Origin of the sequence: Paenibacillus mendelii (assembly GCF_024498075.1) — a bacterium.
GTDB classification, from domain to species: domain Bacteria; phylum Bacillota; class Bacilli; order Paenibacillales; family Paenibacillaceae; genus Paenibacillus_Z; species Paenibacillus_Z mendelii.
In genome coordinates, this window is the sequence record NZ_JANHOF010000009.1 from 186,080 (window position 1) to 199,326 (window position 13,247).

Genomic DNA, 13,247 nt, shown 5'->3' on the forward strand with positions numbered 1-13,247 from the left:
CGCGATGGTAATCGGCTCCGTAGGGGCAGGCAAGTCCTCGTTAATCCGGGCGCTTCTGAAGGATGATCGGGAAGTGGCCAAGACGCAGAGCTTGCTGTTTCGAGATTGGTTGATCGATACGCCGGGGGAATACTGCGAGAATCCCTTGCAATACCGTTATTTGATCGCGACCTCATTCGATACGAAATTATTGGTCTTGGTGCAGGATGCGACCAGAGAGCGGGGATATTTCCCTCCCGGCTTTGCCGGCGGTTTCCCCGTACCGGCCATTGGCGTCATCACGAAAATTGATCTTGCCGCAGCCAATCCGGAGAAAGCCGAGCGGCTGCTGCGGCAGGCGATGCCAAAGGGAGATTGCTTCGCCGTCTCCTCCTTGAATGGAACAGGAATCGACGAGCTGCGGGACCGGATTGACAGCCTGCTGCAAATCGGCGGAACCAGGTGATTCATATGGACGAGGAATGGATCACCAGCGTGGGAATCGATCTGGGCACCAGTACGACCAAGTGCATCGTCAGCCGGCTTCGGCTGGCGCGTAAATCAGGGGCATTCGCGCTGCCTCGATTCGAGATCGCCGAGCGGCTTCTGACGTACGAGAGCGCGGTCTTCTCAACACCGCTGCTGAATCGCAATGAGATCGATGTCGCTCGCGTCATGCAGTGGCTGGAACAGGAATACGTGAAGGCAGGCATTCGGTTCACGGATATTAAGAGCGGTGCGGTTATCATAACGGGAGAGACGGCCAACAAGCATAATGCTAAGCAGCTGGTGCATTACTTGGCCGACCGGGCAGGGGACTTCGTCGTGGCGACGGCGGGTGCAGACCTGGAGTCGCTGTTATCGGGCAAAGGCTCGGGGGCGGAGCGGAGATCGGAGCAGTCCCGCGAGGTGATCTGCAATGTCGATATCGGCGGAGGGACAGCCAACGCCTCCTTCTTCCGCAAAGGCCGCATGATCGAGACCGTAACGCTGCATGTCGGAGGCCGGCTTATTCAATTATCGCCCGAAGGGCAGATCGTCTATGTCTCGGAGGCCATTCGGCCTTGGCTTCGGGAGAAAGGATTCCATCTTATGGAGGGTGAATCCGCTGCGTATGACTATATTCGCCTTATTGCCCGGCAGATGAGCCGAACCCTGCTGGACTTTCTGCAGGGCCTATCCATGCAAGGCAAGCTTCTTGCCGTAGGCCGGGTACCGGAAGCCATGCCTCCAATCAGCGAAATGATGATATCGGGCGGCATCGGTGGCATGCTTGGCTCTGAACCGCCCCAGGATATGAAGGAAATAGCCGTTTACGGTGATTTTGGACCGCTGCTGGCTGCAGCGTTAGCGGAGGAATGCGCGCGGTCCTCCTTCCGGCTTGTTCGTTCCGAACACGCCGTCCATGCGACCGTCATCGGTGCAGGTATGCAGAGTACGGAAATTAGCGGTTCGACCCTGCACTTGACCCCTGGCATGCTGCCGATGAAGAACATTCCGGTCGTCAAACTGGAGGATGGGGACGCAGAGGCGGCGATACGGCTAGGCCTGCAAATATACGACCCGGTCAACTGTCCTCCCTTTGCCTTGTTTATCCCGGCGATGAAGCCTGTCAGATATGACATGATACGGCGCTTGTCGGAATCTATCGTGCAGGGGTACCGGCGCCTTGTGCCCGGCTGTGACAAGCTGATCGTCGTATGCGAGAACGACATGGCCAAAGCGCTCGGGCAATCGCTTATGCTTCGCTCAGCGGGTGAGCTCCACATTGTGTGCATCGACCAGGTCAAGGTGGATCACGGCGATTACTTGGATCTGGGCGAGCCGATTCGAGGAACGATGATTCCCGTTATTGTCAAAACCCTGGTGTTTTCCGGCAGTTAGGAGATGAGGGCTCATGAATTTAAAGACGACCTTGTTGGGTCATACCTACCAATTCAGAGATTTGAAAGAAATCATGGCCAAGGCCAATGAAGAGAAGGCAGGCGATCAGCTTGCCGGTATCGCGGCGGAGAATGCTAAGGAGAGGATGGCTGCAAAATGGGTCCTCTCCGAGCTGACCCTTGAGCAGATCCGGGAGAATCCACTGCTACCGCCGGAGCAGGATGAAATATCCCGTGTCATTGAAGAGGATTTGAACAAGAAGATCTATGCGGAAATACGGCATTGGTCCGTAGCTGAGCTGCGGGAGTATCTGCTGTCTTCAACGACCGGAGCGGATGAGATCCGGCGCGTCAGCAGAGGACTAACGAGCGAAATGATTGCAGCGGTATCCAAGGTGATGAGCAATCTCGATCTCATTCAAGCGGCGGCCAAGATCGAGGTGATTACGCACTGCAATATCTCCATTGGGCAGAAGGGCGTTCTCGCTGGACGAGCCCAGCCGAATCATCCTGCTGATGACGTGAACGGAATCCGGGCTTCGCTGTTCGAAGCGCTGAGCTATGGAATCGGGGATGCGGTGATCGGGATTAATCCGGTGATCGACACCGCCGACAGTGTGAAGGCCATTATGAACATGACCAAGGACGTGATAAATCGCTTCCAAATTCCGACGCAGAACTGCGTGCTGGCGCATATTACGACCCAGATGCGGGCCATTAGGCAAGGCGGGCACGCGGATCTCGTGTTCCAAAGCATAGCCGGAACCGAAGCGGGCAACCGGGCGTTCGGCATCGATCTGGCGCTGCTGGAAGAGGCGGATGCTCTGGCTCACAGCGAAGGTACAGGGGCTGGGCCGAATATCTGGTATTTCGAGACCGGACAAGGCTCTGAGCTGTCCGGCGACGCACATTACGGAATGGATCAGGTGACGCTTGAAGCGAGATGCTACGGCTTGGCCCGGAGATTTAAACCGTTCATCGTTAATACCGTGGTAGGCTTTATTGGGCCGGAGTATCTGTACGACGGCAAGCAGGTGACGCGCGCGGGGCTTGAGGATCACTTCATGGGCAAGCTGCATCAGCTGCCAATGGGCGTAGACGTGTGTTATACCAACCATATGAAGGTCGATCAGAATGATATGGACAATTTAGCGGTATTACTTGGTACTGCCGGCGTGAATTTCATCATCGGCGTGCCAATGGCGGATGATTGCATGCTGAACTATCAATCCACGAGTTATCACGATATCGCCACGCTCAGAGAGACGCTGGGTCTGCGTCCGGCGCCGGCATTCGAGAAGTGGCTGGAGAAGATGGGCATTATGTCGGGCGGCAGGCTAACCGCTGCGGCGGGCGATGCGACCTTGTTTGCGTAGGGGGCGAAGATGATGAAACAACCGATCGATTTACAGGAGTTGACCGACCGGATTATGAAGGAGCTCCAGGAGCGGCTCCCGCAGCGGGAATCGGTACGACAGGAGTCCCCTCATTCAAGGGAGTCCGCTGTTCCGGCGGAGGCGCCTTTCTTGGAAGAGGCTCCCTCACCAATGGTGCCGAAGCCGCAATCTCCCGAGCAGCTGGAGGAGTGGTGTGCTTCGACGCCTGCCCGGATTGGGGTATGGAGGGCAGGGACGCGGCCGCTCACTCGCGCTATGCTGAAGTTTCGCTGCGACCATGCGGCGGCTGTCGATTCCGTATACGGAGAGGTCAAGCGCGAGACGCTGGAGCACTTCGGGCTGTTCTCGGTGGATACGCAGTACGGCAACATCGAGAATTATTTGAAGCGACCGGATATGGGCCGGGTGTTGACGGACCAAGGCACGGAGAAGCTGCTTGCGGAATGCCGCAGGAACCCTCAGGTGCAAATTGTCGTTTCCGACGGATTGAGCGCGAATGCGATTGAGCGGAATCTGCCCGATGTGTATCCCGCCCTGCTGGATTCCCTGCAAGCGAACGGACTGAATAGCGGAACTCCGTTCTTCGTCAAGGGCGGAAGGGTGGCTGTGATGGATCACATCGGCGAGCTGCTGCAGCCGGAGGTGCTGGTGCTCTTAATTGGTGAGAGGCCCGGATTGGTTTCGTCGGCGTCCATGAGCGCTTATATGTGCTACCGTCCCCGGAAGGGGATGATGGAGTCGAACCGCACGGTGCTGTCCAACATACATCAAGGGGGCACGCCTCCTGTGGAGGCCGGCGCTCATATCGGTACCCTGCTGAGAAACATGCTGGAGCAGCAAACGAGCGGCGTTAAGCTGGTCATCTGAGCGCAATATGCAATGGCATTGTTGCGGCTTGAGCAAAAATAGATCACTTTAGCGCATCGGCTGATCGTTTGTTTCGGCAAAGAGCACTAACAGCTCTAAAACAGCGCTGCCTAACCGAAGTGAAAAAGCCCTCCCCGTGGAAAAAATCCACCGGAAGGGCTTTTCGTATGCGGAAATGGATCAAATAAGTGCTTGGATAGAAGCTGCTCGTTCACCGCACTCTTGTCCCGCCTCGCAGCGCGATGATTCGTGCTATTCGGATGGGGACTCGGGGTTTGCGATTTCCAGAACAACAGGGCAATGGTCGCTGCCGGTTATATCGCAATCGATCCGGGCATCGCGCAATGAAGGGGCCAGCCTTGCGGAAGCGAGGAAATAGTCGATGCGCCATCCGACATTCCGTTCTCTGACCTTGGGCATATAAGACCACCACGTATAGGCATCCGTCTGCTCCGGATAAAAATGTCTGTACGTATCGATAAATCCGGCGTCGAGCAATTGGGTCATCTTATCCCGTTCCTCTAGCGTAAACCCGGAGTTGTTCCGGTTGGACTTCGGATTCTTCAGGTCAATCTCCTGATGAGCCACATTCAAATCGCCGCATGCAATAACGGGTTTATGGGTATCCAGCTGCTGAAGGTAGCTTCGGAACCGTTCTTCCCATTCCAGTCTGTATGGCAGCCTAGATAGATCGCGCCGGGCATTGGGCGTATATACGTTCACGAGGTAGAAGGCGTCGAACTCGAGCGTGATGATTCGTCCCTCGGACTCTTCGTCTTCCTCAAGGCCGTATCTGACGGAGACCGGCTTGATTCTGGTGAAGACGGCTGTTCCGGAATAGCCCTTCTTCTGCGCATAATTCCAATACTGATCATATTCCTCGCCGCATTCAAGGGTGATTTGCCCTTCCTGCAGCTTCGTCTCCTGGACGCAGAAGATATCTGCTCCCGTTTCGTTGAAGTAATCGTTGAATCCTTTGTTTACGCATGCCCGAAGGCCGTTCACATTCCAAGATACCAGCTTCATATCGGCAATCTCCTTGCTGATCTTCTGTTATTTCTTGTTTCAGTGTAACATAATCTTAGGTGTTTCGATTGGGTTATATCCGGAAGTGATTATTCAATACCTGTATAATGGAATTCAATGTGTGATAGGAGAGATCTGATCATGACTAACGGCAAGCAGAAGTTCGTCAACCAAATTCCTACTGCTATGGATATGGGGATAAAAGCAACGATGACCATGCTGCGCGACTTCATGCGAGGAAACCCCAATCGTCAGCCCGCAAGCCCTATACCCACGAAGCCTTTCTATTGCGACGATATTCCTGATCCCGAGCGAACTCAAGTGACCTGGTTCGGCCATTCCGCCTTCCTGCTGGAAATCGAGGGAAAACGTCTGCTCTTCGATCCCATGCTTGCCGATACGCCATCACCGTTTCCCTTATTCGGAGGTAAGCGGTACAGCCGATCCCTGCCCATTGAACGGGATAAATTTCCGTTCATCGATGCTGTGGTGATGTCCCATGACCATTATGACCATCTGGACTATCACTCGATTCGGGCATTGAAAGACAGGGTGGGACGCTTCTTCGTTCCACTTGGCGTACGAAATCGGCTGGTGAAGTGGGGAGTCGATCCCGCGAAGGTTACCGAGCATAATTGGTGGAGCGAAATCGAGTTCAATGGATTAACGCTGGCTTGTACACCGGCAAGGCATTTTTCAGGGCGGGGTATTTTTGGCCGCAACACGACGCTATGGTGTTCCTGGGTGATCGCAGGCAAGCAGGCGAAGGTTTATTATAGCGGGGATAGCGGTTACGGGCCTCATTTTCAGGAGATCGGGGATCAATATGGTCCGTTCGACTTGACGTTAATGGAATGCGGTCAATATGACGAACGATGGTCTGGCGTTCATATGATGCCGGAACAAACCGTCCAGGCACATCTGGATGTGAAGGGAAGCTTACTGATTCCTGTTCATTGGGGAGCATTCACATTGGCGTTTCATGAATGGACAGACCCGGTCGAGCGGGCGACGAAGGCGGCGAAGGCTCGGCAAGTGCGTATCGCTACTCCTGTAATCGGGGAAACCGTGGTGGTTGGATCCTGCGATTATCCTACGGCAGATTGGTGGAAACAGAGGATGTGAATGAGCAGCCGAAAGGGTCGGCCATACACAGTCCCGATCGATACAAGCCGCTGCCATGACTGACGGCGGCTTATTATGTACTTGGCCTATTTGCTGATGTCCACAATCCCTACAATATAATTGTCGATCTGCACCAGCAGCCGTTTGCCGGATGGCGACCACATGAGTTCAGAGATGGGCATGCTGTCCGGAGTGACGACGCTGAGATGCTTCCCTTCGGGATCACTGACGAAGACTCTGCCTTCTTGAAAGGTTCCAGAGCTATAAGCGATCCGGAGTCCATCCGGAGAGAAGGCTTCCTTCCTATGGAACTCTCCCATCCACGCATGCTTAGCGACGAGTTCTCCTTGCATGTCGAACATATACCGCAGCCCATCTGAATGGGCTGCGAACAAGCCGGCTTTGGCACTGAATGCGGGGTCGTAGTAAGTGCCATACTCCTGGTCGGATATCAGCGGCTTGCTAGTCTCCTGAACCAGATCCATGAGCATGGGATAGACGTAATTTTGATCCGCCCCCTCGTTAAAGGCGGTATCGACCAGAAGAATCTCCCCCTCCTTAACCCAGCCCAGAATATCCCATTGAGGCTGCTCGGGAAACAGGGTTGTCATCTTGCCCGTCTCCATATCCACTTTTCGCAGCTGCCTTTCGATTCCGGTTCCATCTGCAAATAACTTGCCCGTCTCCTCCAAATAGACGAATGCCTCAGCGTGATTTAGAACGTATAGCTCAGGTTCGTATTTTCCCTTGATCCACCGCATGCTCTTACCTGTTGCAGCATTCTCTCCCCAGACGCCGTCCGGACGGAATTCAATTGTCCAATCCCCATGCTTTTCCTGAGGGTATTTCGCTAATTCACCTGAAAGAACATCCAGTTGAAGGAGCTGCCTGCCATTATGCTGTGGAATAGAGAACAGCAAAGCGTGATCTGAGGGCCGGTAATCTAACAGACTCGGGGAATAGAGACTCTCCTTCTCCCAGAGTACGTCTTTCTTGCCGGTCTCAATGTTATGTCGATAAATGGTGTGGATCCGCTGCGTCCCATCCTCGCTAACCAAATAAACCAAGGTTTGGTCGTCTATCCATATAGGGAGGGTGAAAGAGTTTATGTTCAAATGGAATTTAAAGTTCCGGTCTAAGAACGATATCAGCGTGCCGTCCGTGGCATGCGTAGACTGCTGCTCTTGTTTAGCGGGCTGCAGATTCGCAGCCTCATCAGCTGCGGGCAGCGGTCGTTCCCGGGATTCGTCGCAGGCGGTCATGAGCACAGACAAGGACACCGACATGGAGAAGAACAAACAAAGACCTCGTGTCGTTACATTTTTCATGAAAAGCGGGCGCCTCCTAAATTGTACTTTTATTTCTAATAGACGCAAATTTTAGGAAAAAGTTGGAGGAGGTTCAAATAAATTCATGCGGACTATTCGCGAAGCGTCCCTTTGATCCGCAGCTGGCCATCTCCGTGATTTCTTCGCCCGAAAAACCATATTTGGGCGTTACAGAGACCGAATGTTGGCGGAGTCACGAGGGACGGGAGCTGTAAGACCGCAAACTGATCTTACGGCTGGCCGCGGCAGCTGAAAGCATGCCCGTAAGACCAAATTGTGGCGTTACAGAGACAGAATGTCGGCGAAGTCACGAGGGACGGGAGCTGTAAGACCGCAAACTGGTCTTACAGCTGGCCACGGCAGCTGAAAGCATGCCCGAAAGGCCATTTTTCGGCGTTACAGAGTCAGAGAGTGTTGGCGAAGTCACGAGGGAAGGGAGCTGTAAGACCGTAAACTGGTCTTACAGCTGGCCAATGCAGCCGAAAGCATGCCCGAAAGGCCATTTTTCGGCGTTACAGAGTCAGAATGTTGGCGAAGTCACGAGGGACTGAAGCTGTAAGACCGCAAACTGGTCTTACAGCTTGCCGCGGCACCTGAAACCATGCCCGAAAGACCGAATTGTGGCGTTACAGAGTCAGAATGTCGGCGGAGTCACGAGGGACGGGAGCTGTAAGACCGCAAACTGGTCTTACAGCTTGCCGCGGCAGCTGAAACCATGCCCGTAAGACCATATTTGGGCGTTACAGAGTCAGAATGTTGGCGGAGTCACGAGGGACTGGAGCTGTAAGACCGCAAACTGGTCTTACAGCTTGCCAATGCAGCGGAAACCATGTGCGAAAGACCATATATGGGCGTTACAGAGTCAGAATGTTGGCGGAGTCACGAGGGACGGGAGCTGTAAGACCGCAAACTGGTCTTACAGCTTGCCAATGCAGCTGAAAGCATGCCGAAAGACCATATATGGGCGTTACAGAGTCAGAATGTTGGCGGAGTCACGAGGGACGGGAGCTGTAAGACCGCAAACTGGTCTTACAGCTTGCCAATGCAGCTGAAAGCATGCCGAAAGACCATATATGGGCGTTACAGAGTCAGAATGTTGGCGGAGTCACGAGGGACGGGAGCTGTAAGACCGCAAACTGGTCTTACAGCTTGCCAATGCAGCGGACACCATGCCCGAAAGGCCAGTTTTGGGCGTTACAGCCTCAAGAATAACATTGGCTGACCCGGCCACACGCCCCTCGACCAGTTGACCTCATAGAAGTCATGGAAGACAATTTCAATTCTCTTTTTTTATTATGGTTATATGTGGTGTTTTGAATGACAATATGTTATTGTGACTTCGTAAATCAAAATCCCTCACCAGTTGGAGAGACCTATGGTAGTTAAAAAACAAAGTGTAGTCATTTCCATCCGACTAGACAAGGCGTCCTTGAAAGCGGTTGATCTGCTTGTCGAGTCAGGCTTAGAGACGAACCGCTCTAAAGCCGTCACCCACTTTATTAATGTTGGGGTCCAGTCCTCGGAAGAGCTGCTGCGAAAGGCGCAGGAGCTTGCAGACAATGTGCATCAGTTGAAGCGGGACATGGTAGAGGCGGTGAAGGCCAATGATTTGGACAAGGTCACATCGCTAAGCACCTACTCCGATATGGCGCTCGTGAACGCAAGCACCGGGAATGGAGAGACAGCCGTTCTGATGTCGGCTTACTACCGCGCGAATGAAATTCGGAAGCTGCTCATCGACAATGGCGCGCAACTGAGTATCTTTGAAGCCGCGGCTGTCGGGAATACGAACCGGGTGAAGGAGCTTCTTGAGAAAGCCCCGGAGCTCCATATGAACTACAGCGTGGATGGGTTCACTCCATTAGGGCTGGCCGCCCACTTTGGCAATGAAGACACGGTGCGGCTCTTGCTGGAATATGGGGCCAATGTAGATGCCCGAAGTAAGGATGGAAATTTAAATCATATGGCTATTCATGCGGCGATTGCCGGGAATTATGAGCATGTCGTCAAGACGCTGCTTGAAAGCGGAGCAGATGCAAACGTCCGATGTGAAGGGAAGTGGCGCCCTGGATATACGCCGCTGCATGTCGCGGGACATTTTGGCCGAGAAGCAATCATACCTGTACTGCTGCAGCATGGCGCGAATAAATCGGACGTGAGCGATAATGGCGATACTCCTTATGCTGTAGCGATGCAGCAGGATCATCCGGAAGCAGCTGCCTTGCTTGAATAGAATCTAACCGATAAAGGAGCCACGTATATGGAAGCCAGACCATGCATTCCATCCGATCAGGTGAAGGATTTTGTCGGCAATGCCCACGGAGATTTGGAACGTGTCAAGGAGCTTCTCCAGCAAGAGCCGGGTCTAATCAACGCGGCTTGGGATTGGGGCGGAGGAGATTGGGAAACAGCCCTGGGTGCCGCAGCGCACGTAGGAAGAAGAGATATTGCGGAGTTCTTGCTTCAACAAGGCGCCCGGATGGATCTATTTGCGGCAGCTATGCTGGGGGAAATAGACATCGTACGCGCATTCCTGACGATGAACCCCGAGCTTAAGCATGCGTCAGGCCCGCATGGAATTCCGCTTACCCGTCATGCCGAAGCAGGCGGAACGGCGGCAAGCGGTGTAGTAGAATTACTAAAGTCATAATCGTTCTCATACAAGCAGAGCAGAGAGAGTTGACGGGATCCGCTGCGATACCGCAACGAAACGAGAAGAGGCTGTCCCGGTCAATAGGACCGGGGCAGCCTCTTCGTATATCTGCCGCAGATTAATAGAAGTAAATATCCGTTAATTTGTAGCCATCGCCATCGTCATAGAACGAGAATTTAACGTTGAAGTAGAAGTAGTATTTGGAACCGGAATCGGAGGTAAGGGTGTAGCTGACGTAGACGCCCTTGCCTTCGGCGGAACCGGAGGAGTAATCCGGATTGAAGCTGCCGCTGTCCACCTTTTTTTGCGCTGCCGCGATGACGCCGTTAATAAGATCCTGCTTGTTGGCTTCACGGTAGCCGTCGATGCTTGCGCTGACGTATTCGAACTTCTTGTTCGCATCGGTTATGAGCGGCATACCGGCATAATATTGATCGGTGAACGTTTTGAGCTTAGCGGTTTCACCTGTTTTGATCGCATTCAGATAGTAGGTCAACGCCGTCTTGGCAACAGGCTTCATGGTCTTGAACACATCACCAGCGGAAGTACCGGATGGGAAGGTATTCTTCACGCCTGCAGCAGGTACGCTAGGTGCGGTAGTGTCGTTAGAGCTGTTATCCTTGTTCGGAATTCCGGCGTTCGGATCGGTGCTGCCGCTGCCGGTAGCAATCGACACCGTCGACGTCGCTCCGTCCCATTGGATCGCTCCGCCCATTGCTTCAGCTACAGGCTTCGCAGGCACATAGGTGTGGCCCTCGTAGACGATCGGTGTCAGCGTGTCGCTGCCATCCTTCAACACGACCTTTTGTCCATCGACCTTGATGCTGATTTTGGCATTCTGATACGCGGTAATCTTCTTCAGGTAACTGTCCGCGAATACACCGCAGGTAAAAGCAAGAGAAATCGTGAGGACGAGTCCGGATGCGAGTACTGATTTTTTGAGTTTCATCGAATAATAACCTCCACAATTTGTCGAATAAACAGATAAAGGTCATATTACTTGGATATTATGGAAAATACAACTTAAGATTTCATAAAAAAATACTATTGTTATGAAAATAAGGGTGTACATAAATGAAATCGTGAATGGCTAGGAATGGATTACGCTTCCTCCGAACCTCGGATACGTTGAGAGGCTTCCTTCTATCGTTTATACTTTCAAGTAGCCGTTCCTATCTATTGCAGTGTCATGACATCGTGAACGGGAACGGGAATCTCCTGAAGGAGAATGAGCATGTTTAAAATATTGTTGATCGAAGACGACAAGGCGCTCGTCAGCTTGCTGGTCGAGCATCTGCATAAATTCGGTTATGAGACGGAGGCCGTCGTAGATTTCGACAGGGTGCGTGAGCAATTCGAGCAATTCTCGCCGCATCTCGTCCTGCTGGACGTGAACTTGCCGAAATTCGACGGTTATTACTGGTGCCGCCAAATCCGCAATCTATCGACATGTCCGATTCTGTTCATATCCGCACGGGACGGTAAGATGGATCAGGTGATGGCGCTAGAGAACGGGGCGGATGACTACATTACGAAGCCGTTCGATTATGAAATTGCGATGGCCAAAATAAAAAGCCAGCTTCGCCGAGCGTATGGCACATACGCCGGTTCTCTGAACGAGCGCACGATCAGTGTTGAGGGTCTGACGCTTGATGTCGAACGGCTTGCTCTATCGTTGAATGACGATACCGTCGAGCTGAGCCACACCGAAGCGAAAATCGTCGACGAGCTGCTGAAGAAAGCGGGAAAGCTTGTCAGTCGGGATCGGCTGTTGGAGAAAATTTGGGATGATCAAGCATTTGTCGACGATAATACGCTCAACGTCTATGTGAATCGCGTCCGCAAAAAACTGACACAGCTGGGCATCGACGATGCGCTCCAGACGATCCGAGGGCAGGGCTATCGGCTTAACCCGAGCTGGGGGAGGGCATTATGAAGCTATTTCTGCGTGATCAGACTCCTCTAATCGTCGTTTATCTCCTACAGCTGCTGGTCATTACGTACATTTACAGGCTGGACGGCTTCCGCAATACGGCCATCAGCTTATATGCCGGGCTGCTGAGCGGCTGTCTGCTTGTCGGATACTTGGCGTATCGCTATTTGACGAACCGGGCTTTCTACCATCGGCTGGAGGAGCCGCTCGCTTCGATGGAGGAGTTCACGGGAGATCCTCAGCACACGCCGCTTGCGGAGAGCCTGCAGCAGCTGCTCAAGAACCAGTTCCGGTACTATAAGACGGAGCTGAATCAATACAAGCATAAGATTGAATCGCAGATCCAATTTATCAACCAATGGGTTCACCAGATGAAGACGCCGCTGTCTGTCATCCATCTCATGGTCCAAGACGAGGACGAGCCCCGTTTCAACGCGATTGGCGATGAAGTGGATCGACTGAAGAAAGGGCTGGAGACGGTGCTGTACACAGCCCGTCTGGATACGTTCGAGCATGACTTCTATGTGGAGGCCCTTGATTTGGAGACCGTCGTCCGCACGGTTACATCTCATCAGAAGCGGCTTTTCATCCGGAAGCGGGTTTTCCCGATCATTCGCATGGATGACCTTGCGCCTGTACATTCCGATGAGAAGTGGCTGTCCTTCGTCCTGACGCAGCTCATCACGAATGCTGTTCGTTACACGGTTCAGGAGAACCGCAATATTCATTTTCACGGCTACACCCGCGGGCCGGATACGGTCTTGGAAATCCGCGACGAGGGTGTCGGTATTCCGGCGAGCGATTTGCCGCGTGTGTTCGACGCTTATTTTACCGGCGAGAATGGACGAAGCTTTCAAGAATCGACAGGCGTCGGACTCTATCTCGTGAAACAGATATGCCAGAAGCTCGGACATCGTGTGGAGCTGGAATCCGCGGTAGGGGAAGGCACGGTCGTGCGGATCCTGTTCTGACAAGGAGCCCTGCGACAGTGAAGGCTTCTAACATTACAAATGTGTAAGATGCAGTAAGGTTGACCCATGGCAAGGTGAAGGCGGC

At 53.1% G+C, this 13,247-nt stretch carries 12 protein-coding genes; 9 read left to right on the forward strand and 3 right to left on the reverse strand.

The features are described 5' to 3' along the window. Positions 1–4 precede the first annotated feature (4 nt). The 4 genes from NNL21_RS24285 to eutC are packed head-to-tail and all read left to right on the forward strand — an operon-like array spanning position 5 to position 4,126. Entirely contained in the window at positions 5–445 is a 441-nt protein-coding gene (locus NNL21_RS24285) for a EutP/PduV family microcompartment system protein (protein ID WP_256555446.1), read from the forward strand. A 5-nt stretch (positions 446–450) separates the two neighbouring features. Continuing rightward, the gene (locus NNL21_RS24290) at positions 451–1,863 is read left to right on the forward strand and encodes an ethanolamine ammonia-lyase reactivating factor EutA (protein WP_204820959.1); all 1,413 of its coding nucleotides are present in this window, start codon (positions 451–453) and stop codon (positions 1,861–1,863) included. A gap of 13 nt (positions 1,864–1,876) precedes the next feature. Next, on the forward strand, positions 1,877–3,238 hold the full coding sequence (locus NNL21_RS24295) for an ethanolamine ammonia-lyase subunit EutB (RefSeq protein WP_204820958.1): 1,362 nt from the start codon (positions 1,877–1,879) through the stop codon (positions 3,236–3,238). 12 nt (positions 3,239–3,250) lie between these two features. Next, complete coding sequence (gene eutC / locus NNL21_RS24300; RefSeq protein ID WP_204821122.1) at positions 3,251–4,126, forward strand: ethanolamine ammonia-lyase subunit EutC; 876 nt, start codon at positions 3,251–3,253, stop codon at positions 4,124–4,126. 252 nt (positions 4,127–4,378) lie between these two features. Here the strand turns inward: eutC and NNL21_RS24305 are convergent, their stop codons facing one another. After that, positions 4,379–5,152: an exodeoxyribonuclease III gene (locus tag NNL21_RS24305; protein WP_204820957.1), complete on the reverse strand. Its 774-nt coding sequence runs from the start codon at positions 5,150–5,152 to the stop codon at positions 4,379–4,381. Between the two features lie 141 nt (positions 5,153–5,293). Here NNL21_RS24305 and NNL21_RS24310 point away from each other — a divergent pair, with 141 nt between their 5' ends. Next, on the forward strand, positions 5,294–6,277 hold the full coding sequence (locus NNL21_RS24310) for an MBL fold metallo-hydrolase (protein ID WP_256555447.1): 984 nt from the start codon (positions 5,294–5,296) through the stop codon (positions 6,275–6,277). An 86-nt stretch (positions 6,278–6,363) separates the two neighbouring features. Here the strand turns inward: NNL21_RS24310 and NNL21_RS24315 are convergent, their stop codons facing one another. Further along, positions 6,364–7,605: a TolB family protein gene (locus tag NNL21_RS24315; protein ID WP_204820956.1), complete on the reverse strand. Its 1,242-nt coding sequence runs from the start codon at positions 7,603–7,605 to the stop codon at positions 6,364–6,366. Between the two features lie 1,375 nt (positions 7,606–8,980). On the opposite strand from NNL21_RS24315, the gene NNL21_RS24320 reads away from it, so the two are divergent. Then, positions 8,981–9,838 (forward strand): ankyrin repeat domain-containing protein, encoded by an 858-nt coding sequence (locus NNL21_RS24320; RefSeq protein ID WP_204820955.1) that lies wholly within the window; start codon positions 8,981–8,983, stop codon positions 9,836–9,838. A 27-nt stretch (positions 9,839–9,865) separates the two neighbouring features. Then, complete coding sequence (locus tag NNL21_RS24325; protein ID WP_204820954.1) at positions 9,866–10,255, forward strand: ankyrin repeat domain-containing protein; 390 nt, start codon at positions 9,866–9,868, stop codon at positions 10,253–10,255. A gap of 121 nt (positions 10,256–10,376) precedes the next feature. Here NNL21_RS24325 and NNL21_RS24330 read toward each other — a convergent pair whose 3' ends face one another. Then, complete coding sequence (locus tag NNL21_RS24330; RefSeq protein WP_204820953.1) at positions 10,377–11,207, reverse strand: stalk domain-containing protein; 831 nt, start codon at positions 11,205–11,207, stop codon at positions 10,377–10,379. Between the two features lie 285 nt (positions 11,208–11,492). Here NNL21_RS24330 and NNL21_RS24335 point away from each other — a divergent pair, with 285 nt between their 5' ends. After that, on the forward strand, positions 11,493–12,194 hold the full coding sequence (locus NNL21_RS24335; protein ID WP_204820952.1) for a response regulator transcription factor: 702 nt from the start codon (positions 11,493–11,495) through the stop codon (positions 12,192–12,194). Further along, positions 12,191–13,162, forward strand: coding sequence for a sensor histidine kinase (locus NNL21_RS24340; protein ID WP_204820951.1), 972 nt, complete (start codon positions 12,191–12,193; stop codon positions 13,160–13,162). Before NNL21_RS24335 ends, NNL21_RS24340 begins: the two co-directional genes overlap by 4 nt. The last annotated feature ends 85 nt before the right edge of the window (positions 13,163–13,247 follow it).

What these genes read in the sequence shown, in the direction of transcription:
- NNL21_RS24285 (WP_256555446.1), top strand. Translation starts at nt 5, where the DNA reads ATGGTAATCGGCTCCGTAGGGGCAGGCAAGTCCTCGTTAATCCGGGCG.
- NNL21_RS24290 (WP_204820959.1), top strand. Translation starts at nt 451, where the DNA reads ATGGACGAGGAATGGATCACCAGCGTGGGAATCGATCTGGGCACCAGT.
- NNL21_RS24295 (WP_204820958.1), top strand. Translation starts at nt 1,877, where the DNA reads ATGAATTTAAAGACGACCTTGTTGGGTCATACCTACCAATTCAGAGAT.
- eutC (WP_204821122.1), top strand. Translation starts at nt 3,251, where the DNA reads ATGAAACAACCGATCGATTTACAGGAGTTGACCGACCGGATTATGAAG.
- NNL21_RS24305 (WP_204820957.1), bottom strand. Translation starts at nt 5,152, where the DNA reads ATGAAGCTGGTATCTTGGAATGTGAACGGCCTTCGGGCATGCGTAAAC.
- NNL21_RS24310 (WP_256555447.1), top strand. Translation starts at nt 5,294, where the DNA reads ATGACTAACGGCAAGCAGAAGTTCGTCAACCAAATTCCTACTGCTATG.
- NNL21_RS24315 (WP_204820956.1), bottom strand. Translation starts at nt 7,605, where the DNA reads ATGAAAAATGTAACGACACGAGGTCTTTGTTTGTTCTTCTCCATGTCG.
- NNL21_RS24320 (WP_204820955.1), top strand. Translation starts at nt 8,981, where the DNA reads ATGGTAGTTAAAAAACAAAGTGTAGTCATTTCCATCCGACTAGACAAG.
- NNL21_RS24325 (WP_204820954.1), top strand. Translation starts at nt 9,866, where the DNA reads ATGGAAGCCAGACCATGCATTCCATCCGATCAGGTGAAGGATTTTGTC.
- NNL21_RS24330 (WP_204820953.1), bottom strand. Translation starts at nt 11,207, where the DNA reads ATGAAACTCAAAAAATCAGTACTCGCATCCGGACTCGTCCTCACGATT.
- NNL21_RS24335 (WP_204820952.1), top strand. Translation starts at nt 11,493, where the DNA reads ATGTTTAAAATATTGTTGATCGAAGACGACAAGGCGCTCGTCAGCTTG.
- NNL21_RS24340 (WP_204820951.1), top strand. Translation starts at nt 12,191, where the DNA reads ATGAAGCTATTTCTGCGTGATCAGACTCCTCTAATCGTCGTTTATCTC.